The organism is Mesorhizobium sp. 113-3-9, from assembly GCF_016756515.1.
Taxonomy (GTDB): domain Bacteria; phylum Pseudomonadota; class Alphaproteobacteria; order Rhizobiales; family Rhizobiaceae; genus Mesorhizobium.
Genome location: NZ_AP023246.1, coordinates 931,336 through 956,971 on the forward strand (window position 1 = coordinate 931,336; position 25,636 = coordinate 956,971).

The 25,636-nt window shown below is 64.5% G+C and carries 28 protein-coding genes; 13 read left to right on the plus strand and 15 right to left on the minus strand.

All coding sequences use genetic code 11. From position 1 onward, the window contains the following. The first annotated feature begins 77 nt into the window (after positions 1-77). Both MesoLj_RS04375 and MesoLj_RS04380 read left to right on the plus strand, forming a co-directional pair. Positions 78-398 carry a hypothetical protein gene (locus tag MesoLj_RS04375; protein ID WP_056576330.1) on the plus strand — a complete coding sequence of 107 codons (321 nt, stop codon included), beginning with the start codon at positions 78-80 and terminating at the stop codon, positions 396-398. 313 nt (positions 399-711) lie between these two features. Then, positions 712-1,689 (plus strand): threonine/serine dehydratase, encoded by a 978-nt coding sequence (locus tag MesoLj_RS04380; protein ID WP_202325196.1) that lies wholly within the window; start codon positions 712-714, stop codon positions 1,687-1,689. A gap of 423 nt (positions 1,690-2,112) precedes the next feature. On the opposite strand, the gene MesoLj_RS04385 is transcribed toward MesoLj_RS04380, so the two are convergent. From MesoLj_RS04385 to MesoLj_RS04400, 4 genes are read right to left on the minus strand one after another with little or no spacing between them, the layout of a single operon-like run. Beyond that, positions 2,113-3,249, minus strand: a complete 1,137-nt coding sequence (locus tag MesoLj_RS04385; protein WP_140771042.1) for an ABC transporter permease — start codon at positions 3,247-3,249, stop codon at positions 2,113-2,115. Beyond that, positions 3,246-4,166 carry an ABC transporter ATP-binding protein gene (locus MesoLj_RS04390; protein WP_202325197.1) on the minus strand — a complete coding sequence of 307 codons (921 nt, stop codon included), beginning with the start codon at positions 4,164-4,166 and terminating at the stop codon, positions 3,246-3,248. The genes MesoLj_RS04385 and MesoLj_RS04390 overlap by 4 nt, the downstream gene beginning before the upstream one ends. After that, a complete protein-coding gene (locus tag MesoLj_RS04395; protein WP_202325198.1) occupies positions 4,163-5,116 on the minus strand; it encodes an HlyD family secretion protein in 954 nt (317 codons plus the stop codon). Before MesoLj_RS04395 ends, MesoLj_RS04390 begins: the two co-directional genes overlap by 4 nt. Further along, positions 5,113-5,826, minus strand: coding sequence for a CerR family C-terminal domain-containing protein (locus tag MesoLj_RS04400; RefSeq protein ID WP_202325199.1), 714 nt, complete (start codon positions 5,824-5,826; stop codon positions 5,113-5,115). The genes MesoLj_RS04395 and MesoLj_RS04400 overlap by 4 nt, the downstream gene beginning before the upstream one ends. A 90-nt stretch (positions 5,827-5,916) precedes the next feature. Between MesoLj_RS04400 and MesoLj_RS04405 the strand changes: the two genes are divergently transcribed. Genes MesoLj_RS04405 through MesoLj_RS04415 form a run of 3 tightly spaced genes read left to right on the plus strand, consistent with a single transcriptional unit; the run spans position 5,917 to position 8,193 of the window. Beyond that, positions 5,917-6,390 carry a CYTH domain-containing protein gene (locus tag MesoLj_RS04405; RefSeq protein ID WP_140771049.1) on the plus strand — a complete coding sequence of 158 codons (474 nt, stop codon included), beginning with the start codon at positions 5,917-5,919 and terminating at the stop codon, positions 6,388-6,390. Continuing rightward, positions 6,387-7,331 carry a CHAD domain-containing protein gene (locus MesoLj_RS04410; protein ID WP_202325200.1) on the plus strand — a complete coding sequence of 315 codons (945 nt, stop codon included), beginning with the start codon at positions 6,387-6,389 and terminating at the stop codon, positions 7,329-7,331. The genes MesoLj_RS04405 and MesoLj_RS04410 overlap by 4 nt, the downstream gene beginning before the upstream one ends. Positions 7,332-7,386: 55 nt before the next feature. Continuing rightward, the gene (locus MesoLj_RS04415) at positions 7,387-8,193 is read left to right on the plus strand and encodes a YiiX/YebB-like N1pC/P60 family cysteine hydrolase (RefSeq protein WP_202325201.1); all 807 of its coding nucleotides are present in this window, start codon (positions 7,387-7,389) and stop codon (positions 8,191-8,193) included. Positions 8,194-8,212: 19 nt separating this feature from the next. Here the strand turns inward: MesoLj_RS04415 and MesoLj_RS04420 are convergent, their stop codons facing one another. Continuing rightward, positions 8,213-9,013, minus strand: coding sequence for a helix-turn-helix domain-containing protein (locus MesoLj_RS04420; protein ID WP_202325202.1), 801 nt, complete (start codon positions 9,011-9,013; stop codon positions 8,213-8,215). Between the two features lie 114 nt (positions 9,014-9,127). On the opposite strand from MesoLj_RS04420, the gene MesoLj_RS04425 reads away from it, so the two are divergent. The 3 genes from MesoLj_RS04425 (at position 9,128) to MesoLj_RS04435 (ending at position 11,083) form a co-directional block, all read left to right on the plus strand. Further along, positions 9,128-9,988, plus strand: coding sequence for an SMP-30/gluconolactonase/LRE family protein (locus MesoLj_RS04425; protein ID WP_202325203.1), 861 nt, complete (start codon positions 9,128-9,130; stop codon positions 9,986-9,988). A gap of 109 nt (positions 9,989-10,097) precedes the next feature. After that, positions 10,098-10,478 (plus strand): nuclear transport factor 2 family protein, encoded by a 381-nt coding sequence (locus tag MesoLj_RS04430; protein ID WP_202327168.1) that lies wholly within the window; start codon positions 10,098-10,100, stop codon positions 10,476-10,478. Continuing rightward, positions 10,457-11,083: a DNA-3-methyladenine glycosylase gene (locus tag MesoLj_RS04435; protein WP_202325204.1), complete on the plus strand. Its 627-nt coding sequence runs from the start codon at positions 10,457-10,459 to the stop codon at positions 11,081-11,083. Before MesoLj_RS04430 ends, MesoLj_RS04435 begins: the two co-directional genes overlap by 22 nt. 110 nt (positions 11,084-11,193) lie before the next feature. Here the strand turns inward: MesoLj_RS04435 and MesoLj_RS04440 are convergent, their stop codons facing one another. The 3 genes from MesoLj_RS04440 to MesoLj_RS04450 form a co-directional block, all read right to left on the minus strand. After that, positions 11,194-11,469 (minus strand): helix-turn-helix domain-containing protein, encoded by a 276-nt coding sequence (locus tag MesoLj_RS04440; protein ID WP_202325205.1) that lies wholly within the window; start codon positions 11,467-11,469, stop codon positions 11,194-11,196. A 292-nt stretch (positions 11,470-11,761) separates the two neighbouring features. Then, positions 11,762-12,463 carry a phosphatase PAP2 family protein gene (locus MesoLj_RS04445; protein WP_202325206.1) on the minus strand — a complete coding sequence of 234 codons (702 nt, stop codon included), beginning with the start codon at positions 12,461-12,463 and terminating at the stop codon, positions 11,762-11,764. A 27-nt stretch (positions 12,464-12,490) separates the two neighbouring features. Then, entirely contained in the window at positions 12,491-12,829 is a 339-nt protein-coding gene (locus MesoLj_RS04450) for a hypothetical protein (RefSeq protein WP_140771065.1), read from the minus strand. Between the two features lie 171 nt (positions 12,830-13,000). Between MesoLj_RS04450 and MesoLj_RS04455 the strand changes: the two genes are divergently transcribed. Both MesoLj_RS04455 and MesoLj_RS04460 read left to right on the plus strand, forming a co-directional pair. Continuing rightward, complete coding sequence (locus MesoLj_RS04455) at positions 13,001-14,392, plus strand: sensor histidine kinase (RefSeq protein ID WP_202325207.1); 1,392 nt, start codon at positions 13,001-13,003, stop codon at positions 14,390-14,392. Continuing rightward, the gene (locus MesoLj_RS04460) at positions 14,389-15,051 is read left to right on the plus strand and encodes a response regulator (protein WP_140771069.1); all 663 of its coding nucleotides are present in this window, start codon (positions 14,389-14,391) and stop codon (positions 15,049-15,051) included. The genes MesoLj_RS04455 and MesoLj_RS04460 overlap by 4 nt, the downstream gene beginning before the upstream one ends. Positions 15,052-15,237: 186 nt before the next feature. Here the strand turns inward: MesoLj_RS04460 and MesoLj_RS04465 are convergent, their stop codons facing one another. Further along, entirely contained in the window at positions 15,238-15,894 is a 657-nt protein-coding gene (locus MesoLj_RS04465) for a hypothetical protein (RefSeq protein ID WP_202325208.1), read from the minus strand. 271 nt (positions 15,895-16,165) lie between these two features. Between MesoLj_RS04465 and MesoLj_RS04470 the strand changes: the two genes are divergently transcribed. Then, positions 16,166-18,169: a PhoX family protein gene (locus MesoLj_RS04470; protein ID WP_202325209.1), complete on the plus strand. Its 2,004-nt coding sequence runs from the start codon at positions 16,166-16,168 to the stop codon at positions 18,167-18,169. A gap of 218 nt (positions 18,170-18,387) precedes the next feature. Further along, positions 18,388-18,612, plus strand: coding sequence for a hypothetical protein (locus MesoLj_RS04475; protein WP_172347739.1), 225 nt, complete (start codon positions 18,388-18,390; stop codon positions 18,610-18,612). A 21-nt stretch (positions 18,613-18,633) separates the two neighbouring features. On the opposite strand, the gene MesoLj_RS04480 is transcribed toward MesoLj_RS04475, so the two are convergent. From MesoLj_RS04480 to MesoLj_RS04490, 3 genes are all read right to left on the minus strand, one after another. Continuing rightward, positions 18,634-19,314 (minus strand): GNAT family N-acetyltransferase, encoded by a 681-nt coding sequence (locus tag MesoLj_RS04480; RefSeq protein WP_202325210.1) that lies wholly within the window; start codon positions 19,312-19,314, stop codon positions 18,634-18,636. Next, complete coding sequence (locus MesoLj_RS04485; RefSeq protein WP_202325211.1) at positions 19,311-19,799, minus strand: MarR family winged helix-turn-helix transcriptional regulator; 489 nt, start codon at positions 19,797-19,799, stop codon at positions 19,311-19,313. Before MesoLj_RS04485 ends, MesoLj_RS04480 begins: the two co-directional genes overlap by 4 nt. An 88-nt stretch (positions 19,800-19,887) precedes the next feature. Continuing rightward, a complete protein-coding gene (locus MesoLj_RS04490) occupies positions 19,888-21,075 on the minus strand; it encodes a flavin-containing monooxygenase (protein ID WP_202325212.1) in 1,188 nt (395 codons plus the stop codon). A 434-nt stretch (positions 21,076-21,509) separates the two neighbouring features. On the opposite strand from MesoLj_RS04490, the gene MesoLj_RS04495 reads away from it, so the two are divergent. Next, complete coding sequence (locus tag MesoLj_RS04495) at positions 21,510-22,547, plus strand: phosphatidylglycerol lysyltransferase domain-containing protein (RefSeq protein WP_202325213.1); 1,038 nt, start codon at positions 21,510-21,512, stop codon at positions 22,545-22,547. A gap of 231 nt (positions 22,548-22,778) precedes the next feature. Here MesoLj_RS04495 and MesoLj_RS04500 read toward each other — a convergent pair whose 3' ends face one another. From MesoLj_RS04500 to MesoLj_RS04510, 3 genes are all read right to left on the minus strand, one after another. Further along, positions 22,779-23,558, minus strand: coding sequence for an ABC transporter permease (locus MesoLj_RS04500; RefSeq protein ID WP_140771084.1), 780 nt, complete (start codon positions 23,556-23,558; stop codon positions 22,779-22,781). Then, complete coding sequence (locus tag MesoLj_RS04505) at positions 23,555-24,481, minus strand: ABC transporter ATP-binding protein (RefSeq protein ID WP_140771086.1); 927 nt, start codon at positions 24,479-24,481, stop codon at positions 23,555-23,557. Before MesoLj_RS04505 ends, MesoLj_RS04500 begins: the two co-directional genes overlap by 4 nt. A gap of 172 nt (positions 24,482-24,653) precedes the next feature. Next, positions 24,654-25,610 (minus strand): quinone oxidoreductase family protein, encoded by a 957-nt coding sequence (locus MesoLj_RS04510; protein ID WP_202325214.1) that lies wholly within the window; start codon positions 25,608-25,610, stop codon positions 24,654-24,656. Positions 25,611-25,636: the final 26 nt, after the last annotated feature.

Sequence of the window (25,636 nt, forward strand, 5' to 3'; positions counted from 1 at the left end):
GAGCGGCCTCGATCCTTCTTTATTGACGAAGATTCACCTATATAGCTGAACCTAAGACAAGAATAAGGAGCATGCGCATGACGAAGCCGCATCCGCAGCATTTCGACCCGAAACCCGTTCTCGATCTCATCGCCGGCATCGAGGCCGATCTGCAGCGCCTGAAGGGTCTGGTCGAGCAGCAGATCGAAAAGTTCGACCCCGCCAACCCGCACAACAAGGCCCCCGACGGCAAGCTGACCGAGGAAGGGGTCGAGTGCTGCTACCGTATGTTCGATGAAGGCAAGTCGCGCTATTCGGTCGCCCAGCAGATGAAGATCTCCTTTGCCGCCGCTACCCATCGCTTCAACAACTGGCGCAAGCTCGGCGGGACCAAGAGGCAGCGGACGTTGCTTGGGTGAAACTGGCGAGATGTCGGCGGGACAGCGCCCCCCCTCTGGCCTGCCGGCCATCTCCCCCACAAGGGGGGAGATTAACAGCGTCACCGTCCCGCCCTTCTTTCTCCGCTGAAAAGTGGTGAAAGCGCCAATGACTGCCGATCTCCCCCACTAGTGGGGGAGATGTCCGGCAGGACAGAGGGGGGGCGCAGCCGAGGCAGGGGTGATCTCGCATTTCACGCATGACTCCTAGCTTTGTATCGGTCACATCTTTTCGGTGGCACCGCGCCGCCCTTTGCGTGCACCATGGCCGGATCACATCGCTACAGGATCCGCCATGACCACCCTTCCCGGCATCGCCGACATCCACGCCGCCGCGGCCCGCCTCTCCGGCCTGATCGTCGAAACCCCCTTGATCGAATCGCAGGAGCTGAACAAGCGCTTCGGCGGCCGCGTCCTGTTCAAGCCGGAGACGCTGCAGCGCACCGGCTCGTTCAAGTTCCGCGGCGCCTACAACAAGCTGTCGTCGCTGAGCGAGGCGGAACGCAGCCGGGGCGTCGTCGCCTTCTCCTCGGGCAATCATGCGCAAGGGGTCGCCGCTTCGGCCGCCATGTTCGGCGTCAAGGCGGTCATCGCCATGCCGGCGGACGCGCCGGCGATGAAGATCGGCAATGTCCGCAAGATGGGCGCGGAGGTGGTGCCCTTCGACCGCTTTCGCGATGACCGCATGACCGTGGTTCGCCCCTATATCGACAAGGGCATGGTGCTGGTGCCGCCCTTCGACGATCCTGCCATCATTGCCGGGCAAGGCACGATCGGCCTTGAACTCATGCGGCAGGCCAAGGCGCTCGGCGTCGGCCTCGACGCCGTCTTGATCCCCTGCGGCGGCGGCGGCCTGTCGAGCGGCATTTCGGTGGCGGTGAAGGACGCCTCGCCAGGCACAGCGGTCTGGGCGGTCGAGCCCGAGCATTTCGACGATACGCGCCGCTCGCTCGCCGCCGACGCCCGGGTTTCCAACGAAGCGGGCTACAGCTCGATCTGCGACGCGATCCTGACGGCCGAGCCGGGGGTGATCACGTTCGAGATCAACCGCAAGAACCTCGCCGGCGCCATCGCCGTCTCCGACAAAGCGACGGCACAGGCGATGCGCGATGCCATGGCCTATCTGAAGCTGGTGGTCGAGCCGGGCGGCTGCGTCGCGCTGGCGGCGCTGTCATCGGGCGAGATCGAACTGTCGGGCAAGAATGTCGCCGTGGTGCTGTCCGGCGGCAATGTCGATTTCGGCACCTATGCCGGGATCATGGCGGCCGCCTGAGAGCCTTGTCCTCCGCGCCATGCCCGTTATCGACGCATCTGCCATGCGGGAGATGCGGGCGCCCGGACGCCGTTTTACGATCCGGCCGTCGTCATTGGCGATCATGGTTCGTTGGGACAGGTGACAGGATGAAAAAGACCTACGAAAAGCCACGGCTGATGAAGCGCGAGAAGCTCTCGGTCGTGACCGCGGTCACGTGCACGATCTCCCATCCGTGCCCGTAGAGCGGTTCAGCGTTTCACGGAATCGCAGAACCGCTCTAACTATTTGTTTTTACACAATTCCCAAGGGCAAGCGCTACGCGCTTGTCCCGGGAAAACCGTTACACACTTTTCCTCGAATTGCTCTAAACGGCCCGCCGCGTAGCCCAGGTTGCGCGGCGGTGCCGCCAAGTTTTCCGGCGGGCTTCGTGCGAAGCGCCGGTCAGTCCAGCGTGCGCCTGAAGCGCAAAAGCGCGGTGCCGGCGAACACCAGCACGAACACGGCCAGCCAGCCGATCTCGGTGGCGATGGCGTGGAAGTCGGCGCCCTTCAGCATCACCGCGCGGGTGATGCGCAGGAAATGCGTCAGCGGGAAGATTTCGCCCAGCGCCTGGGCCCAACCCGGCATGCCGCGATAGGGGAACATGAAGCCGGACAGGAGCAGGGACGGCAGGAAGAAAAAGAAGGTCAGCTGCATGGCCTGCATTTGCGAGCGGGCCATGGTCGAGATGGTGTAGCCGAGCAGCACCAGCGAGAGCACGAAGACAAGCACCGATGACAATAGAAGCGTCAGGCTGCCGACGAACGGGATGTCGAACAGAAGCTTGGCCGCCACCAGCACCACCGCGACCTGCACCGCGCCGACGACGAGGAAGGGCAGCACCTTGCCCAGCATGATCTCGGCCGGGCTGGACGGCATGGCGAGCAGGTTCTCCATCGTGCCGCGCTCGGTTTCGCGCGTCAGCGCCATGGCCGTCATCATCACCATGGTCATCTGCAGGATGACGCCGAGCAGGCCGGGCACGATGTTGTATTGCGAAATGCCCTCGGGATTGTAGCGCTGGTGCACCACCACCTGCAGCTGCTGCCTGGCGTTCTCGGCGGCGGCGGCCTGCATGCCTTGCGCGCGCAGCAGCGCCTGGCTCGCCACCGTGCTCAGCGTGGAAATGGCGCCACTCGCCGCCGAGGGATCGGTGGCATCCGCCTCGATCAGGATCTGCGGATTGTCGCCGCGCTCGACACGTTTGGCGAAGTCGGCCGGGATGGTGACGACGAAGGAAACGTCGCCGCGCGCCATCAGGAATTCCGCCTCCTCGGCGCTCTGGGTGACATGGTCGAAACGATAATAGCCCGTCACCTGCAGCGCCGAGACCATGGCGCGCGTGTACTGGTCGTTGCTCATCGCCACCAGCGCCGTCGGCAAGCCCTTCGGATCGTTGTTGATGGCAAAGCCGAACAGCACCAACTGCAACAGCGGCACGCCGAGCATCATGGCGAAGGTGATGCGGTCGCGCCGCATCTGGATGAATTCCTTGATCAGCAGCGCGCCAAGCCTGGCGAAGGAGAAGACGCTGTTCATGCCATGTTGTCCTTCGACCCCGACATGAACTGGATGAAGACGTCCTCCAGGCTGGTTTCGCCCGGCGCGACCGTCACGCCCTCGTGCTCCTTCTCGACATCGGCAAGCGCTGCTTCGAGCTTCTTCCTGTCGGAACCGACGACATGCAGCGTCGCGCCGAAAGGCGCCACCTGGTCGACGCCGGGGCGGCCCTGCAGCTCTTCAGCCACCTTGGCCAGCCGCGGCCCCTGCACCACGAATGTCGTCAGCCCGGCATTCCTGACCACTTCGGCGACGGTGCCGGTGGCCAGCATCTTGCCGTAGGAGATGTAGCTGATGCGGTGGCAGCGCTCGGCTTCGTCCATATAATGGGTGGAGACCAGCACGGTGAGCCCGCCGCCGGCGAGACGATGGATCTCGTCCCAGAATTCGCGCCGCGCCTTCGGGTCGACACCGGCCGTCGGCTCATCGAGCAACAACAGCTTCGGCTTGTGCATGATGCAGGCGGCGAGCGCCAGCCGCTGCTTCCAGCCGCCGGACAGCGTGCCGGCCAGCTGGTTGCGGCGCGAGGTCAGGCCGAGTTCCTCCAGTGTCCTGGCGACATATTCCTCGACCGGTTTCAGCCGGTAGAGCCGCGCCACGAATTCGAGGTTCTCGCCGATCGTCAGATCCTCGTAGAACGAGAATTTCTGCGTCATGTAGCCGACTTCGCGCTTGATCCTGAGCGACTCCGTGCGGATGTTGAAACCCAGCACCGTGCCGTCGCCTTCGTCCGGCGTCAGCAGGCCGCACATGATGCGGATGGTGGTGGTCTTGCCCGAACCATTGGGGCCGAGGAAGCCGACGATCTCGCCTTCGGCGACCGACATCGTCACATGGTCGACGACGGTCTTGTCGCCGAACCGCTTGACCAGGCCGTGAACGTCGATGGCGTTCATCTCGCCGTTTCCGCGAGATCGACGTCGACGATCTGGCCGGGCTGCAGCGGGCCGGCATCGCCCTCCGGCCGTGCCTCGACCAGATAGACCAGCTTCTGCCGGTTCTCGAGCGAATAGATCACCGGCGGGGTGAATTCGGGATCGGGCGAGACATAGCTGACGCGCGCCTTCACCCCCGCGCCGCAGCCGTCGCAATGAACGTTGAGCAGGCTGCCGATCCTGACCGAGGAGAAGGCGGCCTCTGGTATGTAGACGCTGAGCTTCACCGCGCCGTCGGGCAGCATCGAGATGACCGGCGCGGTCGGGCCGGCGGTGTCGCCGGGATTGCGGATGACGTCGTTGACGCGGCCGGGCGAGGGCGCGGCCAGCGTGCGCTTGGACAGCCGCCACCGAGCCTGCTCCAGCGCTGCCTGCGCCTGCTTGACCTGATTGTCGGCGGCCTTGATCGTCTCGGGCCGGGCCGGCAGACCACCGACGGCGAGGTTGGCCTCGGCCTGGCCGACCTGGGCATTGGCGGTCTCCAGCGTCGCCGAGGCGGTGTCGTAATCGGCCTGGGTGCCGGTGCCGCGCTTGAACAGATCGGCGGCGCGGTCGTATTTGCGCTTCGCGTCGTCGGCCTGCGCCTTGGCCATGTCGACCTGCGCCTTGAGTGCAGCGATTTCTTCCGGCCGCTTGCCGACCTGCAAATCGGCGAGCTGCGCCTGGGCCTGGGCGAGGCTTGCCTCGGCCTGCGCCACCGCGATCTTGGCGTCGGCGCTTTCCAGCGTCACCACCGTCGTGCCCGGCGTGACGCGATCGCCGCGCTTCACGGCGACGGCCTCGACCTGCGCCACCTCGATCGGCGCCAGGAGCACATAGTCGCCCTCGACATAGCCGACGGCCAGGGGGGCGGCAGGGGCACAGGCCCCGAAAAGCTGCGCGGCGAGCGGCAGCGAACACAGAAAGCTCATGGTCTTTGCCCCTTCATCCTTGCCGCTTCCTCGATCTTTCGGGCGGCCAGTATGGCGCTGAGGTTGTCCGTCGTGACCGCCACGACCTTGGCGGCCTCGGCCGCGCCGATATCGTGCCAGCCCATGCGGCGCATCACCGCTTCGCGGCCGATGCGGAAATAGATGACCTGGCCGATCAGCGTGAACACGGTGAGCCGGGTCCGCTCGCTTTCGGCCGGCTCGCCGGTGGCCTGCTCCCAGATCAGACACAGCCTACGATGTGTCGGCTCGAACACGCCGTCATAGATGCGGTCGAGGGCTGCTGTCGGATGCGACAGTTCGCGCAGGACGAATTGCACGATCTCGCCGGCCTGCGGCTGCGCCACGATGAAGCCGACCATCCGCTCCAGCGCCCCGAAGAGCAGCAAACGCGCGGCCTCCGGATCGTTTGCCGCCGCGACCTGGGCGCTGCCCAGTGCCTGGCCGGCAACCGTCTGGATGGTTTCGACGATATAGTCGGCGGCGGCGGCGCGAAGGCCTTCCTTGCCGCCGAAATGATAGGCGATCGAGCCGATATTGGCCTGCGCCTCCGCCGCGATCTCACGGGTCGAGGTACCGTCGAAACCCTGCCGACCGAACAGTTTCAGCGCCGCCCGCACGAGTGCGGTGCGCGTCAGATCCGCCGGAGAGGTTTCGCGGCGCGGATTTTTGGCGTCGGGGACTTTGATCATGGCAAGACTTTAATCAATCGATTGATTAAAGTCAACTTGTGTTCGGAGTTGTCTTGCCATCGCCCGCGGCAAACGCTTAAGTGCGCGGCCATGGGCAAGGAAGTCGAGCGCAAGTTCCTGGTCTCCAGCATCGCATGGCGGGAGTTGGTCGAGGCGGATATCCGCATTCTCCAGTTCTATCTCGCCACGGCGCCTGGGCGGACCGTGCGCATTCGCATCAGCGACGGCGCTTCCGCCAAGCTGACGCTCAAATTCGGCAGCGGCGCGCGCGAGCGCGACGAGTTCGAATATCCAATCCCGCTCGCCGATGCCGTGGAGATGCTGGACTTCGCCATCGGACGTGTCATCGAGAAGACACGTCACCATGTTAGGCACCGCGGCTATCTCTATGAAGTCGACGTCTTTGGCGGTGCGCTCGCGGGACTTGTGGTGGCCGAACTCGAGACGCCGGAAGACGTGCCGGACGAAATGCTGCCTGACTGGCTCGGCCGTGAAGTCACCGGCGAGCAGAAATTCTACAACGCGTCGCTCGCCCTCGGGGGGATACCGGAGATCGCCGCATGAGCTTTCGTATCGATCCGCGCCTGCCGCTGACCGGCGAGGTCAGGCGCATCCTCGCCGAGGAAATTGGCAAGGCGCTCCTGCATCTGGATACGGCGCGCAGCCGGCCTGAGCAGGGACTGCATAAATGCCGCAAGCGGCTGAAGAGCGCTCGTGCCTTGCTGCGCCTGGTTCATTCCGGCGACGAAACATTCTGCACGACAGAGAATCAGTGCTATCGCAACGTCGCGGCGCTGCTTGCCGGCCCGCGCGAAGCGACGGCGCTGATCGAGACCATCGACCGGCTGGCGGCAGCTTTCCCCAAGGAGAGCGCCGATGGCGGGCTCGATGCCGTACGTGACCGGCTGATCGCCCGCCAGCACGATCTCCACGAAGGCGCCGGCCTCGAAGCTGCGATCGGCGCGGCGACCGCGGCCTGCCAAGACGGTATGAAGCGGATCGAAAGCCTCGACTTGCCCGACCAGCCGGAACAGGCGGCCGACGTGCTTGCCGAAGGCGCCCGGGTCACGCTGCGCCGTGCCAGGAAGGCGCTCGACAAGGCTGGCTCGCGCGGCGAGGCCGACGATTTCCACGATTTGCGCAAGGCGGCCAAGACGCATGGCATGCACCTCTCGCTGCTGGGCAGGCTCTGGCCGACGCCGATCAAGGCGCGGCGCAAGACGGTCGATGCACTGGGCGAGCGGCTCGGCGAACTGCATGATCTGTTCGTCTTGCGCGCGCTGCTCGAGGCCGACGACGAGCCGCTTGGCCCGCCCGAGGACACGAAACTTCTTGGCAAGCTCATGAAGCGCTCGGAGAAGAGTCTGAGAAAGTCATGTCTTGCCGAGGCGGCCGAACTGTTCGGCGACAGCCCCAGGCATTCGACGAAGAAGCTGGCCCGCAAGGCGCGCGATGATCTGGCCAGTCCGGCGCAGCGCGACGAGACGAGCGCTTCGGCCGGCTGACGAAGAGCCGGCACGCTGGCACTTCCCCGCCGGCGTGTGCTAGTCACGCTGCATCATGACCGAGCCCGGCGACACGCTCCTGGACCGACTTGGCCGCTGGCTCGCCGGCCGGTTGCAGCAAGAGTCCTCCGGCTATGAACCCTACACGCCGTCGGACCCTGAAACGCTGCGCCGCACGCTGGAACCCGGCGACATCCTGCTGATCGAGGGCAACCAGAAGATCTCGGCGGCGATCAAGTACCTCACCCAGTCGACATGGTCGCACGCGGCCTTCTATGTCGGCGACGCGCTGGCCGAACCGGGGGACGGAACAGAGCGGCGGCGGCTGATCGAGGTCACGCTCGGCGAAGGCTGCGTGGCGGTACCCTTGTCGCGCTACCGCACCTACAACACCCGCATCTGCCGGGCGAGCGGGCTGACGCCGGAGGACCGCGAGACGGTCGTCGCCTTCATGATCGGCAAGCTTGGCCTGAAATACGACCTCAAGAACATTTTCGACATGCTGCGCTATTTCCTGCCGACGCCGCCGGTGCCGGTGCGCTGGCGCCGGCGCATGCTGGCCTTCGGCTCCGGTGACCCGACCCGGGCCATTTGCTCCTCGCTCATCGCCGAGGCCTATGGCCGGATCCACTACCCGATCCTGCCCGAGATCACCCGTGCGCCGGGCCGCGCCTCGGCGCAGTCGAGCTATATGCGCAAGGAAATCCTGCACATTCGCCACCACTCGCTCTACACGCCGCGCGACTTTGACCTGTCGCCGTTTTTCCGCATCGTCAAACCGACGCTGGAATATGGTTTCGACTACCGGCAAATGGTCTGGGACGACAAGGCCGCCAGTGCGGAGACGAAAGCCGCCGAATAATGCATGTTTGGCAGTCCTTTCAAGCTGGAAGCGGGCGCCGTCCTTTTGCGGCGGGCTGCTCAGGCGTCCGCGCGCCGGCATCGCGCGGGTGCGGGCCGATCGGCATGATCGCGGGAAACGGCGTCGCTCCAAAGGCAAACGTCCATTTGTAGCCGGTGAGCCCGTCCTCGGGCGTCGTATGCTGGTCGTGGTGAGCCAGCAATTTGGCGCGCTCGGCAAGGTCCTCCGCTTCGCGCCGCACCATCTCGGCCGTCTCCGGCCGCATCCGCCTGGAGAAGCTGACGAAGGTCGCCTCCTTCTCGATATGGGTGATGGCCCAGCCGATGAAATTCTTGTTGGTCATCTCGAACAGCGACCTGAGCGGCCCCTCGAAATTCCACTGGATCGGCGTTTCGACCAGCAATCTCGCCGTGAGGCCCCGGCCGAGCGCGATCAGGCCGAGTTCTTCCAGGTCGCGCAGATAGAGGAACATCGAGGCCTCGCTCAGGCCTTGCGAGCGCATGATGCCCTCAGGCGTGAACTTTTCCGACAGCATGACGAAGACGAACAGCAGCGCCGGCCGCCCGGCGAGCCGGCGCTCGATCTCGGGCGCGATGTGGTTGACCGGGCCCGGCCCCCGGTTCATCGAGCCAAGCACGTTTTCCAGCTCGACGCCGGCTGCGGCGCAGATCTCGACCAGCCGGTCGAGCTTGCAGTTGCGCTCGTGGAAGATGCGCTTCACCGTCGGCTCGGAAACGCCCATGCGTTCGGCCAGCTCGCGATAGGTTACGCCCTTCGCCTTCAGTGTCCGCTTCAGCGCCTCGAAGATCAGACCGTTCATGGGATGCACCTCTTGCCGGCAATTTCGTATCGACTTTCGATACTAACGGTAATCAGGCTTTTCGAAAAGTATCGGAAATCCTAGCTCACCGCCTGTCAGCACAGGAGAACAGCCATGAAACACTTCATCATCTCAGCCTTGGTCGCCACCATCGGCATCGCGGCCGCACCAGCGGTCCAGGCCGGCGAACTCTGGCGGGCAACGGGCCTCGAACAACCGGAATCGGCACTGTTCGACGCCGCCAACAACCGCATCATCGTCTCCAATATTGTCGGTAACCCGGGCGATGCCGACGGCAACGGCTATCTCAGTGTGCTGTCCCTGGACGGCAAGATCGTCACCCAGCACTGGACCGAAGGCATGGACGCGCCCAAGGGCATGGCAATATCGGGCGGCAAGCTCTATGTCGCCGACATCACCAAGGTCCGCGTCGTCGATCTTGCCAGCGGCAAGCTGATCGCCAGCATCGTGGTGCCGAATGCCGTCTTCCTCAACGACATGACTGCGGATCAAACGGGCAAGGTCTATGTCAGCGACATGCTGGCCGACACGATCTACCGCATCGACGGCGACAGACCGGAGCTGTTCGTCAAGGACGCGTTGCTGGCTTCGCCCAATGGCGTCTTCGCCGATGGCGACCGGCTGATCGTTGCCTCCTGGGGAAAGGGCATCAAGCCCGACTTCAGCACGGCGGAGCCGGGCGGGCTGCTGTCGGTCGACCTCGCCAGCAAGGTGGTTTCGCCGCTGCCCGGTGCGCAGAAATTCGCCGACCTCGACGGCGTCATCGCCATTGGCGACACCATCTACGCCACCGCCTACATGACCGGCACGCTTTACCGCTACAAGGCCGGCGGAACTCCGGAAGCGGTGGCGCACTTCAAGCCGGGCAGCGCCGACATCGGCACCGACGGCAAGTCGATCCTCTATGTGCCGCTGATGAACGAGGGGGAGGTCGCAGCGCTGAAGCTCGATTGAGAAACGGTGCCTCGGGGCCGAACCGCGACCTTCGCTAACAGCCGTCGATGGACCCGTGGTAGGAAAGGTCCATCGACGGCGATGGAGGTTTGCCATGGAAGACTTTGCCATGGAAGACAGGGACATCCGGGCGGCCCTGGATCGCCACTGGGCGGCCTCCGACGCAGGTGACTTCGAGGCGGAACACCGGATCTACCGGGAGGACGCGGTGCTCGACTATCCGCAATCGGGCGAGCGCATCCGCGGACGGCGCAACATCCAGTCCTCCCGCGCCGCGCAACCGAACCGCAAGCGCTTCACCGTGCGGCGGATCACCGGCACGGGTGACCTCTGGGTCACCGAATATGTCCTGACCTATGACGGGCGGCCATCCTACACCGTCAGCATCATGGAGTTCCTGGACGGCAAGGTGGCCCGCGAGACCCAGTATTTCAGCGATCCATTCGAACCGGGAGCCTCGCGGGCACAATGGGCCGAGCGGATATTGTGAGCCATGCGGAAAATCATCCGCCGATCGCCCGCGCGGAGCTGCCGAACGAGACCGTCGCTCTCGCCCGCTTCCTGATCGGCAAGCTGGTGATGCGGGCGTTGCCCGAAGGCATTGTCGGCGGCCGCATCGTCGAGACCGAGGCCTATGTCGTGGGCGACGCCGCCGGGCATGGTTTCAGGGGAATGACCCCGCGCAATCGTTCGCTGTTTCTCGAGCGCGGCCACGCCTACGTCTATCTCGCCTATGGCACCTCCATGATGCTGAACGTCTCGAGCGAGGGGCAGGGGATCGGCACCGGTGTCCTGATCCGGGCGCTGGAACCGCTCGAAGGCATCGCGATCATGCGGCGGAACCGTGGCATCGAGCGCTTGCGTGACCTGGCGCGCGGGCCGGGAAGGCTGGCCTCGGCGCTGCGGATCGATCGTTCGCTCGACGGGCTCGACCTCTGCCGGAAAGGGCTTTTATGGCTCGCAGGCGATGCCCAGGACCCCGGCGAGATCGGGCAAGGCATCAGGATCGGCATTTCGAAGGATGCCGACCGCCCGCTGCGATTCTATCTCAGGGGCAGCCCGTTCGTCAGCGGTCCGAGATCGCTCAACCGATGAGACGCCGGCCAGCCGCCCTCCTTCGTTGAAAGGAAGCTGGACGCGAAGGAGCCGCGCCTCTCGCTTTCCCACTAGCTGCGCCCGCGCGTCGCGGATCGAGGCGGCATAGGTCACCAGCGGCCGCTTGATGCCGGCGGTGCCGCGGGCTTGAGGCGCACGCCCCTGCCGCCGCGCTCGCTGGCCTGGTTCTCGCCGATCAGTTCCACCCCGGCCTCGTCGAGCGCCTGGATGACCTTCATCAGCGTATCGACCACGCCCCGGACCACGCCGTCGCTCGCTTCCATGCGCTGGATGGTTGGAAGCGAAACGCCGGCGCGCTCGGCGAGCGTCTTCTGATCGATGCCGGCCAGGGCCCTTGCGGCACGCATCTGCGCGGCAGTGATCATCGGCCGCAACCCATGTCTGCGTCCGCGGAGATGACGCATGATGTTTCAAGCATCAGCGTCAATCCTTGTGACTTAAGCACCGTCGCCTGATTGTCCATTTTCGATACTTCCCGAGGATTGCAAGCTAGGATGTTGTCCATCTGAGGCAGGGGGGTAACGCGGTTGAACATTTTCAGGACTTTGGTGACATCGGCATGCTTGCTGTCAATGGCTCTGGCGCTGGCAGGATGTGGTGGACACCTGATCAACAGATTGATCTGAGGGCAAGCCCGAGCGGCGTGGCCAGGCGCCATCAGGTGTCGTCGCTCACCACCTTGCGCCGCTGCAGGATCCGCGCCACCAACCAGCATAGCATCGCCCAGGCGAAGCCCGCACACCAGCCCGCCAACACATCCGACGGCCAGTGGACGCCGAGATAGATGCGGCTGACGCCGACCAGCACCGTCGTCAGCACGGCGAGGGACAGGACGTATATCTTCGTCGCCCGGCCATGCAGGAAGCGCGCCGCGAGCGAACCGAGCGTGAGATAGGTCACCGCCGACAGCATGGCGTGGCCACTCGGGAAGGAAAGCGACGTCTCGCTGACCAGATGCGAGACGAGCTCGGGCCGCGGCCGATCGACGCCGACCTTCAGCAGGCTCGACAGAACCTGGCCACCCGCCACGGCGACAAAGATGAGAAGCGCGGTCCCAGGCCTGCGGATCAACAGCAGATAGATGATCGTTGCCGTCGTGATCAGCACCAGCACGCTGGCGCTGCCGAGGCTGGTGATGTCGCGCATCGCCCCCTCCAGCCATGGCGGGCCGATTGGGATACCGGGTTGGCCCGTCTGACGGAAGGCAAGCAGGATTTCGGTGTCGAAGGCGTGTGGCGTGGTGGCGCGCGCCACCTCCATCAACTCCTCGAAGCCCCAAAGCCCGCCGGCGATGACAAGGCCGGCCAGCAGGACCGGGAATTCGATCCGGTTAAGCAGGGTGCTTGCAGTGTCTTTCATCGGATCGGTACCGCAGCCTTCATTCGGTCATCGTCCCTGCAGATAGGGCCCGAGCGTGATCAGCGCCACGGCCGCGATCGCCAGCACGATGCCGGCGGCCTGCAGCGCGTTGACGCGCTCGCCGAAGAACACCAGCGCGACGACATTGACCGAGACCAGCTGAATGACGGCCGAGAGGCTGAAGGACACCGACATGCCGAACTCTCGGATCAGCCGCAGCATGATCAAGTTGCCCAGCGAATAGAGTGCCAGCGTCAGCAGGATCTTGCCGAGGCTCGGCGCCAGTCCCCATTGCTTGGCGGCGGTCGCCGCCAGAAGGAAGATCACCGTTGAAAAGCCAAGCTGCAGCAGTCCCGAAAAACTCAACGTCCGTCCCCTTAGAAGCGGCTGCCGCCGCGTGTGCCGCGGACCTTGTTTCCCAAGCGCCCCGAGACGTCAAGCGACCTCGTTCCAACTAAGGTCTTGGCAAGGGCAAGACTGAGGCTCAATGTGCCAATGTCGCCCAGCTGTCGATGGGGAGGGGGCGGTCAGGGGCTTATGATTCGTATTCTGCAGAATTTGGCGCGGCGCTGGAGCGAGCTTTCGCTAGCCCTGCAATTCCTCGTTGCCGGTGGGTTTGGCCTCCTGGCCGTCATGCTCGTCGTCGGCACCTGGGTAACGACGCAGATCCGGGACGGCGTCATGCGCAATTCGGCCGCCACGACAGCGCTCTATGTCGACAGCGTGATCGCGCCGCTGCTGCCGGACCTGCGCAAGAGCGAAGAGCTCAGCGAGGCCGTCAAGCAGGCGCTCGACGAGACGCTTGGCCAGGGTGCGCTCGGCAAACGCCTGGTTTCGTTCAGGCTCTGGCGGCGCGACGGCACGGTGCTCTATGCGAAGGACGCGGCCTTGATCGGCCGCCGCTTCAATCTGACCGACAATCTGCTGTCCGCTTTCCAGGGCAACGTCACCGCCCAATTCGATACGTTCGACGAAGACGAAAGGAAGGAACAGGCTGTCGGCGTGCCCTTGCTGGAGATCTACAATCCCGTGCGCGAACCCTGGTCCGGCAATGTGGTGGCCGTCACCGAATTCTTCGAGGTCGCCAGCGATTTCAAGGCCACGCTGGCTTCCGCGCTGCTGTCGAGCTGGCTGGTCGTGGCCGGCACCACCTTGACGGCTTTTCTGCTGCTGTCGGGCATCGTCCTGCGGGCCAGCCGCACCATCGACGATCAGCGCGGCGCGCTGCGCCACCAGGTGTCGGAACTGCAGGACCTGGTGACGCAAAACAGCGCCTTGCGGCAGCGTGTGCAGCGGGCGTCCCGCCGCGCCACCGCACTCAACGAAAGATATCTGCGCCGGATCGGCGCCGACCTTCATGACGGACCGGCGCAACTCGTGGCGCTGGCGGCTTTGCGCATGGACAGCCCGGTATTTTCGGACGACGGCCATACGACCGAGAGCCGTTCGACCGAGGTCGCGATGATCCGCAAGACGCTGGAGGATGCCATGCGCGAAATACGCGGTATCTGCACCGGCCTTGTGCTGCCGCAGATAGAGACGGCCGCCGCCAAGGAGATATTACGGCTGGCCGTCGACGAACATGAGCGCCGGACGGGAACCTCGGTGAGGCTTACCGTGCCCAAGCATTTGCCCGAACCCGGCGCCTCGGAGAAGATCAGCATCTATCGTTTCGTGCAGGAAGGGCTGAACAATGCGTATCGCCACGGGCGAGCCAAGGATCAGACAGTGCGTGCCGGGATGAAGAATGGCCGGCTTTTTGTTGAAGTGTCGGATAGCGGGCCGGGCTTCGACCCGGCGCGGGTCGAGGGGCTGGGGCTGGCCGGCCTGCGGGAGAGGGTCGAAAGCATTGGCGGCCAGTTCCAGACCTTGACCGGAGCACAAGGCACGCGATTGGTAATCAGTCTATCGGTTGAGGAGCAAGCATGATTGGCGCCATTCGAATCGCTATTGTCGATGATCATCCGCTGTTTCGCGAAGGCGTGACGCGCAGCCTGTCGGAGATCGGAGGCTTCGAGATCGTCGGCGAAGGTGCGACGGCGCAGGATGCCGAACGCATCGCCTCGACGGTCCAGCCTGACATATTGCTGCTCGACATCTCCATGCCGGGCGGCGGCCTGGCCGCGGTTACAAGCATCCTTGCCGACCACCCCGCCCAGAAGATCGTCATGCTGACCGTTTCGGAGGCCAATGCCGACGTCACCAAGGCCCTGAATGCGGGGGTGCACGGCTATATCCTCAAGGGTGTCGGATCGCGAGCACTCGCCGACATCCTGCGCAGCGTCACGGCCGGCGAGAGCTATCTTTCGCCGACGCTGTCGGCGCGGCTGCTGTCCGATCTCCAGTCCCCGCAGCCTGCCAATGGCGAGGCGGACCGGCTGCGGCAACTGACCGGGCGACAGACGGAAATCCTGCGGTTGGTGGCGGAGGGGCTCAGCAACAAGGAGGTTGCCTTGCGCCTGGAGTTGCAGGAGAAGACGGTCAAGCACCACATGACCGGGGTGCTGTCGAAACTCAACGTGCGAAACCGCACCGAGGCGGCCCTCATGATGCGCGAGTTGCGCGACCGAGACAGGAACCGCGCGTAGGCCATCGCGGAACCGCTCTAACTATTTGTTTTTACGCAATTCCCAAGGGCAAGCGCTGTGCGCTTGTCCCGGGAAAACCGTTACACACTTTTCCTGGAATTGCTCTAAAGCCAGACAAAACGAGGTCACCTCCGCCGGGGGCGGCGGAGGTGACGTGTGAAGCTGGTCGTTGCCTGTTGACCGGCCTCACAAGGCCTTGAGACGCCTGACATCGGCGGGCGTGGCCCGACGGTCGATTATCGTGCGGCCGAGCGCGTCGCGCATCCTGAAACGACCGTTCTCGATCTTTTCCGTCATGCCGTTGGGGTGCTCGACCGAGATCTTGCTGCCGTCCACGCTGACCTTGTCGCCGGTCGTGGCGTTGACATGGCTGGTGCCCGTGCTGCTCTGGCTGGCGCCCGATCCCGAGTTGCCGCTACCGTCATCTGTTCCGGAATTGCCGCCGTTTCCATTTCCGTTGCCGTTATTGCCACCGCTGCTGTTGCCGCTGTTGCCGCCGTTTCCATTTCCGTTGCCGCTGTTGCCGCCGCTGCTGTTGCCGCTGTTGCCGCCGTTTCCATTTCCGTTGCCGCTATTGCCGCCGCTGCTGTTGCCGCTGTTGCCGCCGTTTCCATTTCCGTTGCCGCTGTTGCCGCCACCGCTGTTGCCGTTGCTGCCACCGTTGCCGTTGCCGTTGCCGTTGTTGCCACCGCCATTGCCGCCCTTGGCGGCCTGTGCGGTGGCGGCATCGATTCCGGGGGCGGAGCCGTTCAGGGCGATTCGATAGGGAGCAATGGTCAACGGCAAAGCCGCCGCAGTGACGAGCGCCAGCCGGCAACAACGGGCCGTGATCGATCCGTTCATCCTGATCTCCGTCGATTGAGCCGGCGCGCCCACCCCAACGTTGCAACCAGCAACATCGCCGAAAGATGTATTGACCGGAAGCGACCTCCGACCGTTGCGTTTGTCCCCCAGGACCTTTGGAAGCGCAAGGTTGGACCAAAGTCCGAGGTCATGGATGACAACTGCCTCGCTCGGAGCGGTGGAACAGGTATGATGTCACGAAAATGTGATCAGCCGGCTGTAGGGGTCGAAAGCGACAAAAGCTCCAGCCACTCCAAAGCCAGAGGCCCTCATGACCGAACATCGCTCCCCCGACGCCAGATTCCGCACCAGCCTGCTCGAGGAAAACGAAGGACCGGCCATCAACCCGACCGACAACCGCACCATGGGCGAGATCATCGCCGCGCGGTTCTCGCGCCGGGGGTTCCTCAAGGGATCGCTCGCCGTCTCGGCGATCGCCGCCACGGTCGGCCCGCTGGCCATGATCGCCGCGGACGATGCCCGCGCCGCGGAAGGCTCGGCCTTCAAGTTCGACGAGCTCGAGGCCGGCATCGACGACAAGCATCATGTCGCGCCGGGCTATGACGCCGACGTGCTGTTGCGCTGGGGCGATCCGCTGTTTGCCGATTCGCCGGAATTCGACCCGACGAAGCAGTCGGCTGAGGCGCAGGCCAGACAGTTCGGCTACAACAACGACTATGTCGGCTATATCCCGATCGACGGCTCGGCCGAGCACGGCCTGCTGGTGGTCAACCACGAATACACCAACCCGCATCTGATGTTCCCGGGCATCGTTTCGATCGTCGAGAAGGACGGGAAGAAGAAGGCCGAGGTCGCTCCGCTCTCGAAGGAGCAGGTCGATGTCGAAATGGCGGCGCATGGCGGCACCATCGTCGAGATCCGCAAGGACGGCGGCAAATGGCAAGTGGTGCGCGACGGCAAGCTCAACCGCCGCATCACCTCCACCACAGAGATGGCGCTGTCCGGCCCGGTCGCCGGCCATGATCGCGTCAAGACCAATGCCGACGCATCCGGTACCAAGGTGTTCGGCACCATCAACAATTGCGCCGGCGGCGTCACGCCGTGGGGCACCTATGTGATGGCCGAGGAAAACATCCATGGCTATTTCTCCGGCGAACTGCCCGAGGGTCACAAGGAAGCCGCCAACTACAAGCGGCTCGGTATTCCCGAAGGCGCCTATGAATGGGGCGCGCATTACGACCGCTTCAACCTCGCCAAGGAGCCCAACGAACCCAATCGCTTCGGCTGGATCGTCGAGGTCGACGTCAACGACCCGACCTCGACCCCGCGGAAGCGCACCGCCATGGGCCGCTTCAAGCATGAGGGCGCCGAATCGATCGTTGCCAAGGACGGCCGCGTCGTCTTCTATCTCGGCGACGACGAGCGCTTCGACTATGTCTACAAGTTCGTCACCAAGGGCGCCTTCAACGCCAACGACCATGCCGCCAACAAGGACCTGCTCGACGACGGCACGCTGCATGTCGCCAAATTCGCCGAGGACGGCACGGTCGACTGGCTGCCGATCGTCTTTGGGCAGGGCCCGCTGACGGCCGAGAACGGCTTCGCCAGCCAGGCCGACGTGCTGATCGAGACACGGCGTGCCGCCGATCTGCTCGGCGCCACCAAGATGGACCGGCCCGAGGACATCCAGCCCAATGGCGTCAACGGCAAGGTCTATGTGATGCTGACCAACAATTCCAAGCGCAAGGCCGACCAGGTCGATGCCGCCAACCCGCGCGCCGAGAACGCCTTCGGCCACATCATCGAGATCACCGAGACCGACGGCGATTTCACCGCCGCCAAGGGCAAATGGGAAGTGCTGCTGAAATGCGGCGATCCCTCCGTCGCGGATGTCGGCGCCACCTTCTCGACGGCGACGACGGCCAATGGCTGGTTCGGCATGCCCGACAATTGCGCGGTCGATTCGGCCGGGCGCCTGTGGGTCGCCACCGACGGCCAGGGCCCGAAAGCCACCGGGCGCACCGATGGCCTGTGGGCGGTCGACACGGAAGGTGCCGCGCGGGCGACCTCGAAACTGTTCTTCCGCGTGCCGATCGGCGCCGAAATGTGCGGCCCGCTGTTTGCGCCCGACGACCAAACCGCCTTCGTCGCCGTGCAGCATCCGGGCGATGGCGGCGAGGATTGGGAAGGCTTTGGCCGCCCGTCCTACTACGAGGATCCGTCGACGCGCTGGCCCGACTTCAAGCCCGACATGCCGGTGCGGCCAGCGGTCGTCGCCATCACCAGGCAGGGTGGCGGCAAGATCGCGGTCTGATCTCGGGGCTCTGGTGGAGCAGGGATCTGCCGGTTGGCGTGGGTCATGGACGTCCGCGAGTGTCGTCATCCCAGGGCGGAGCAGGAGCGAAGCTCCGTCGCGGAGACCCCGGGATGACGAAGCGATGGCTGTTTGTGCCAATCGCCAAGGCTCAAGCCTCGGGAAAGACTGGTAATTTAGGAATGGCGCCCTAACTCCTCTCCCAGGAGACCGCCGCCATGTCGAAGTCAGTCTATGATCGTGGCCTGCTCAAGCCTGGCGAAATCGCCAGGCTGCAGCGCGTCTTTGACGAAGCCTGCCTGCGCCGCGACGCGCAGCCCGATTCGCCGGAAGCGCGCGAAATCGCCCTGACGCTGCTTGCGCTCCACAATGCCGGCATGGTCGACGAGGAGATGTTGATGGAAGCCGTCGGTTTCCGCCGGCTCGAACCGAAATCGGCGTGATGTCCGCGGTCGCGTCCAGCCCTATGCAGCGCGCTGAACGACGGCGACATTGATCGGGGTCCTCAAGCTGAAGCCGATGGACTCGTACAGCCTTATCGCGCCGGCGTTTGTGGCAAAGGCGTGAAGGTACGGGATTTCGCCGCGTGCGAAAATCTGGTTGGCCACGAACACGGACAGCAGCCGGCCAAGGCCGGTGCCGCGAAACTCGGGGTGCGCGCACACGCCGCTGAGTTCGGTATAGCCGGGCTGCTTCATGCGCTCGCCGGCCATCGCCACCAGCCTGCCCTCGACCTTCACGCCCCAGAAGGCGCCAAGGCTCAAGGCGCCTGATGTGAACGGACCAGGCTTGGTGAGCGACGCCAGGGCCAACATTTCGACAGCGTCCTCTGGCGTCAGGGGCTGGACGCGTTCATCCGGCACGGCCGGCGACGGCGCCTCGGCAATCATCTGGACGGCGTCGGCGGTCGAAATCGCCGCGAGACCCGGCGGAAGGGCAATGGTGTCGGCTTGCGCCATGATGACGCTCTCATCCGGGCCAACAAGCTCGCCAAGTGCCTGCAGGCTTGCGGAATCATCCGCGGCGGTGGCGGCAAAGAGGGCGATTGACGGCGAATAGCGCCTGGCGAGATCGCCGCCTTGCGCGAAGGCGCGATGCCGCGTCTCAAGCGCGCTCCAGACGGGCCGGTCGAGAACATGTTTCATTGCACGGCGCCCGTTTTGACACGACGGTCGAGCGGGGCCGTGGCCAGCCCATCCTCGATGGCGGCGAGTTGATCGAGAAGCGGTCCTGAAAGGTCCCGGCACAGATCCGCGACAGCGTTTTCGATGCGTGGCCACACATCCCGTTTCGCCACATCGACGAGCCGCTGACCCTTGCCCGTCAGCGAGACCACCCGCCGTCGCTGGTCATCCCGTGACTGAATGGCTTCGACCAGCCCCAGCTCGGCCAGCAGCGACACGCTCCGTGTCACGCCCGGCTGTGTCAGCCCGAGCGATTGCGCCAGCTCGCCGATGGCCAGGGGCCCGAGCCTGTCAAGAGCGGCCAGCAGGGGGTACTGGCTCGACTGAAGCGGAACCTCCAGGCCGTCGAGCAGCTGTTGCGCATCGGCCTGTAACTGTTCGCCGATGCGCTTCAGCCGGCTGCCGAGGCAGAGATAGCCAAGCGATCGGATAACGTCTTCCATCATCATTTCCCGCGATAGTTTGTAACATGTTATATAACATGGCATATAAAATGCAGGAGCGATATGCTTGTCGCCCGCCTCCGCGATCAAATCAGCGTGACGCGCCCGAGGGCCGGGAGGAGCCGGCGATGCGCCTGGCGATCGCCTTGCCCAATATGCTGGCATTGGCAAAGCAGCCGCGGATGCTCGGCCGCATGCCGGTGAACCACAGGCCTGGCAGTTTCGCATCGGCTTGCCCGCCGTTGAAGAGCGGGACGCCCTTGCCGTCGAGCACGCCGAGATTGCCGACCATGCGCTCCAGCCCGGTGCGATAGCCGGTCGCGGCAATGACGATATCGGGATCGACCAGGCTGCCATTGGCCAGGACCACGCCGTCGCGGGTGAACTCCCGTATCGCCGGCACGACGACGATCTTGCCCGATTTGATGGCGTCGACGGCACCATCATCCGCGGCGATCGCCGTGTAGTCCGAGGTCAGGCGGCTGGCGCCGCCCGACGGCGCGGGCGGCATGCCGAATTTGGTCAGATCGCCGAAAACCAGGCGCTGCGTCGCGGCGATCGCCGCATCGGCGACGCGCAGCGGCAAACGCGCCATGAGCGGCGAAAGCCGGTGCACGGCGATCTTGCCGATGCGCTTGGGCAGCAGCGCGGGCCCGTTGCGGGCCGACAGCCAAAGCGCCGCCGTATCCACGCCGGCCAGATGATTGAGGGCGTCGAAGCCCGAATTGCCGGCGCCGACGACCAGCACCTTCTTGCCGGCATAGGCCGAGGCGTCGCCAAAATCCGCCGAATGGATGATCCGGCCCGCGAAGGCCTGCATGCCCTTCCACTGCGGCGTGAAGGGCTCCCTGTCGCGGCCGGTGGCGACCACGACATGACGCGCCAGGCGCAAGCCGGCGCTGGTCCGCACGGCCCAGTGGTCGCCCCTGAACACGATGGCCTCGACGGCAACGCCGAACTCCACCGGCAGGCGGTTCGCCTCCCGGAAATCGTTCATATGGCGGATAACGACGTCCCTGTGCGGAAAGGCGGGAGTATCCCCGGGATAGGCAAGGCCGGGCAGCGCCGAGAGATCGCGATGGGTGTTGAGATGCAATTGCTGGTGCCGCCGGTGCCAGGGCTCGGCCAGCCGGCTCTCCTTTTCCAGGATCGCCGTCGGCACGCCGGCCTTGATCAGGGCATGCGCGACGGTCAGTCCGGCGGCGCCGGCGCCAATGACGATTGCAGGCTCGACCGCCACCAATTGCTCCACCATCGGTCTGGTTGTCGTATCAGCCATTCACTCTCTAGTCCCATTCAGCCGCCGCGCATTCCCGCAAGGCTCGCAGCAGGCTGTAACCGTTTGATCGCGCGCAGCCCCATATATGGGTGTCATCGCCGAGCCCTGCGCCGGGCCGCGGCCACGCTCCAGAACATTTCGTCGCCAAGCGGAAACGACTGGATCGCGGAAATGCGGCCAAAACAACAAGATGGAGCGGAATGCCCGCTTCTGTCCGAATACATCCAGCCCTATATGGCATATCGGCGGCATCGGCGATAATCAGGTCGCGGCAATGTGATTGATTCGAGTTCCGGGGGGCTGGCGGATCTCGTTACCGGCGCAGGAATTCGAAACCGCAAAGATTTCGGCTTCCCGCGAAAATCAAGACGCCGTGGCGCGTCTTGCGTGTCGACAGGCACGCCACGCCACAGACGGCACGCGGAATCTCGACCATGCCCTCCTTGCGGATCTATTTCGACAAAATCCTCGAGGGCGCCTCGCCCAAGGTCGAGCGCCAGGCGTTGACGCATGTCGAACGTCTGGCCCTGGTCCGCCGCCATGGCGACTTCTCGCTCGCCTATTCCACTGCCGTGCAGGGCAAGCTTTCCTATTTTGGCGATGCCGACGGCTACATCGCCTTCGGCACCAAGATGAAGCATCATTTCGCGCTCGGCGACCCGGTGGCGGCGCCGGCGCGGCGGGCCGACTACATCAGGCGCTTTGTCGAGACCGCCGGCGCCCCGTGGTTCGTGCAGATCGGCGCGGATACGGCACACGTGCTGGCCGGGCTCGGCTACAAGATCAACCGGCTGGGCATCGACACAAGCCTTGTCCTGCCCGAGCATGACTTTTCCGGCAAGCGCAACGAGACCGTGCGCTATTCCGAGCGCTGGCTGCTGAAAAAGGGGTTTTCGTTCGACGAGGACAAAAGGACCGTCTTCCTCGACGAGATCACGCGACTTTCCGACAATTGGCGCGGCGACCGCATCGTCAAGCGCTGGGAAATGGGCTTTCTGAACCGCCCCTTCTACGATCAACTCGGCACCGACATGCGCCGTTTCGTGCTGCATGGTCCTGACGGCGAGCTGGTCGCCCTGCTCGATTTCGATCCGCTGTTTCGCGACGGCAAGGTCATCGGCTATACCACCGCCTTCAAGCGCAAGCATATTGATGCCTCGCCGCACGCCGAGATCGGCCTGACCAAATTCGCGGTCGACCGGTTTCGCGAGGAAGGCATATCGGTGGTCACGCTTGGCCTGTCGCCGCTCGTCGACGTGACCCCAAGCGGATTTGCCGAAAGCGACTTCTGGCGCAACGCCTTCCAGCGCGCCTACGCCTCGCCCTGGATCAACCGCCGCCGGTTCAACCTGCAAGGCCAGGCTGCGTTCAAGCGCCGTTTCCACGGCGTGGAAGAGCCGGTCTACATCGCCTTCCGCGAGGGAACGTATATCGAGATGCTGGGGTTGCTGCGGCTGGTCAAGGCGATCTAGGGACGCAGCGCGCGGTCGGCCATGCCCTTCCTTTCGTCATCCTAGGGCGGAGCAAGGAGCGAAGCGACGCGGCGCAGACCCGAGGATCAATGCCGGGACTTCAACGCGCAGCCACGGTCCGAATTCTGCTCCGCTGCACCCTTCGACCCAGGTCACGGAATGGATCCTCGGGTCTCCGCAACGGAGCTTCGCTCCTGCTCCGCCCGTGGATGACGACGGTGGGGGGCCGCGTCAGTTGCGCAGCCGATACCCAGTCTTGAAGATCCAGGCGACAACCGCGATGCAGGCAGCCAGGAAGACCAGCGTCATGCCGAGGCTGATGCCGACCGAGACGTCGGCCTTGCCGAAGAAGCTCCAGCGGAAGCCGCTGATCAGGTAGACGACCGGGTTGAACAGCGTGATCGTCTTCCAGATGCCGGGCAGCATATGGATCGAATAGAAGCTGCCGCCGAGGAAGGTCAGCGGTGTGATGATGAGCAGCGGCACCAGCTGCAGCTGCTCGAAGCTCTTCGCCCAGATGCCGATGATGAAGCCGAACAGGCTGAAGGTCACCGCCGTCAGCACCAGGAAGGCGATCATCCAGAATGGATGCTCGATCCTGAGCGGCACGAACAGCGAGGCAGTGGCCAGGATGATCAGGCCGAGGATGATCGACTTGGTGGCCGCCCCGCCGACATAGGCGATGACGATCTCCAGATAGGAGACCGGCGCCGACAGCAGCTCGTAGATGGAGCCGACGAATTTCGGGAAGTAGATGGCGAAGGAGGCGTTGGAGATCGACTGCGTCAGCAACGACAGCATGATCAGCCCCGGCACGATGAAGGCGCCGTAGGCGATGCCGTCGATCTCGGTGATGCGCGAGCCGATCGCCGAGCCGAAGACCACGAAATAGAGCGATGTCGAGATGACCGGCGAGATGATGCTTTGCAGCACGGTGCGGAACGCACGCGCCATCTCGACCCGGTAGATCGCCCATACTGCGCGAAAATTAGGGGCTGCGCGCAGGTTCATGGCTCTCTCCTCACCAGATTGACGAATATCTCCTCGAGCGAGCTGTTTTGCGTGTCGATGTCACGGAACTGGATGCCGCCGGCCTCGAGATCGCGGATCAGCGAGGCGACGCCTGGCCGTTCGGCCTGGTTGTCATAGGTGTAGGTCAGTTGCCCGCCATCAGGCGACAGCTCCAGCGCATAGCGCGAGAAGGCTTCCGGTATGGCCGTCAGCGCATTGCGCAGCTCCAGCACCAGCCGCTTGCGGCCGAGCTTGCGCATCAGTTCGGCCTTGTTCTCGACCAGGATGATCTCGCCGCGGTTGATGACGCCGACACGGTCGGCCATGGCCTCGGCTTCCTCGATATAATGGGTGGTGAGGATGATGGTGACGCCATCCTCGCGCAGCCGGCGCACCATCTCCCACATGTCCTGACGCAGTTCGACATCGACGCCCGCCGTCGGCTCGTCGAGGAACAGGATGCGCGGCTCGTGCGACAGCGCCTTGGCGATCATCAGCCTGCGCTTCATGCCACCCGACAGCGTGATCGCCTTGGCGTCTTTCTTGTCCCACAGCGAGAGATCGCGCAGCACTTTTTCGACGAAGGCCGGGTTGGCCGGCTTGCCGAACAGGCCGCGGCTATAATTGACCGTCGCCCAGACACTCTCGAAGGCGTCGATGGTCAACTCCTGCGGCACCAGGCCGATCAGGCTGCGCGCCGCGCGGTAGTCCTTGCCGATGTCGTGACCGTCGACGGTGACGGTGCCGGTCGAGCGGTTGACGATGCCGCAGACGATCGAGATCAGCGTCGTCTTGCCGGCGCCATTGGGGCCAAGCAGCGCGAAGATCTCGCCGCGGTTGATGTCGAGATTGACTTCCTTGAGCGCGGTGAAGCCGGTGGCGTAGGTCTTGGAGACCCCGGAAATGGACAGAATGGAGGGCATGGGCTGAAAACGGCTGCCTGAAAGAGGTCCCCTGATATAGGCCGAATGTCGTTGTGTGCAACCGCAAGTCAAGGCGCTGCTGACAGTTCTGGACAGCGGTTGCGGGCGGCCAGAGCTCTTGCCTCGACGCAATCCCCGCTGGAAACCGCTTCATGCGTTTCCTGGAATTGCCTCAGCCCAGGGTGAACACTGTACGCCTTGTGCTGTCGTCCCTGGCCCATGCCTGCTCGACATCCGCCAGGGGCACGGGCGTGGTGGCGATCTGAAGGCCGGCCGGGACCACGGCGCGCAGCAGATCGCCGGTGCAGGCGATGAAGCGGTCGAGCGGTACGCTGCCGATGCCGCTACCCATCAAGGCAATCGCGGATGAACGGAGCACGGCACTCGGCAAGGTGATATCGGACCCGCTGACGGCGCCGACCTGGACGAAGCGGATCGGCACGGCGTCGGCTCCGGCCTTGGCGGCGGCGACCAGCAGACGCTCGGCGCTATTGCCCCAGAGATAGTCGATGACGACATCCACGCCCTCTCTGAACTGCCTGATGAAGCTTTCTTCAAGAGCCGCCCCGTCCTCGACGAGCGGGATGGTCACATCCGCCCCGAGCGCCGCGACCGCATCGAGCGCGGCTGCGTTGCGGGCAGTGGCGATGACTTTCTTCGCCCCGAGATGCCGGGCGATCTGAACGGCGAGACGGCCGGCCGTGCCGGTGGCGCCGTTGACCAGCACGGTTTCGCCCGGCTTGAGCTTCGCCCGCTCGGTAAAGGCCGCCCATGACGACATGCCGGGATTGGCGATGGCCGCGGCGGTGACGTCGTCCAATCCGTCGGGCAGCGACACGCAATGCGCTTCGGGCACGACGGTCTGTTCGGCCATACTGCCATTGGGCGCCCTGGGCAGCGCGAAATAGACCTTGCTTCCGTCCTCGAGCCGGCCGACGCCGTCAATGCCGACGACGAAGGGGAACCGGCCCGAAGAGCTGTAATGCGAGCCAGAGGCGCGGCTCTTCACGACATGGCTGATGGCGGCGGCGATGACCGTGACGCGGTTTTCGCCCGCCGCCGGGACCGGCTCGGGGAAGTCGCCATAGACAGGCGCTTGCCCAGCGCCTGGGACAATAGCGGCTTTCATGATGGTCTGCCTTTCTGGGATCCAAT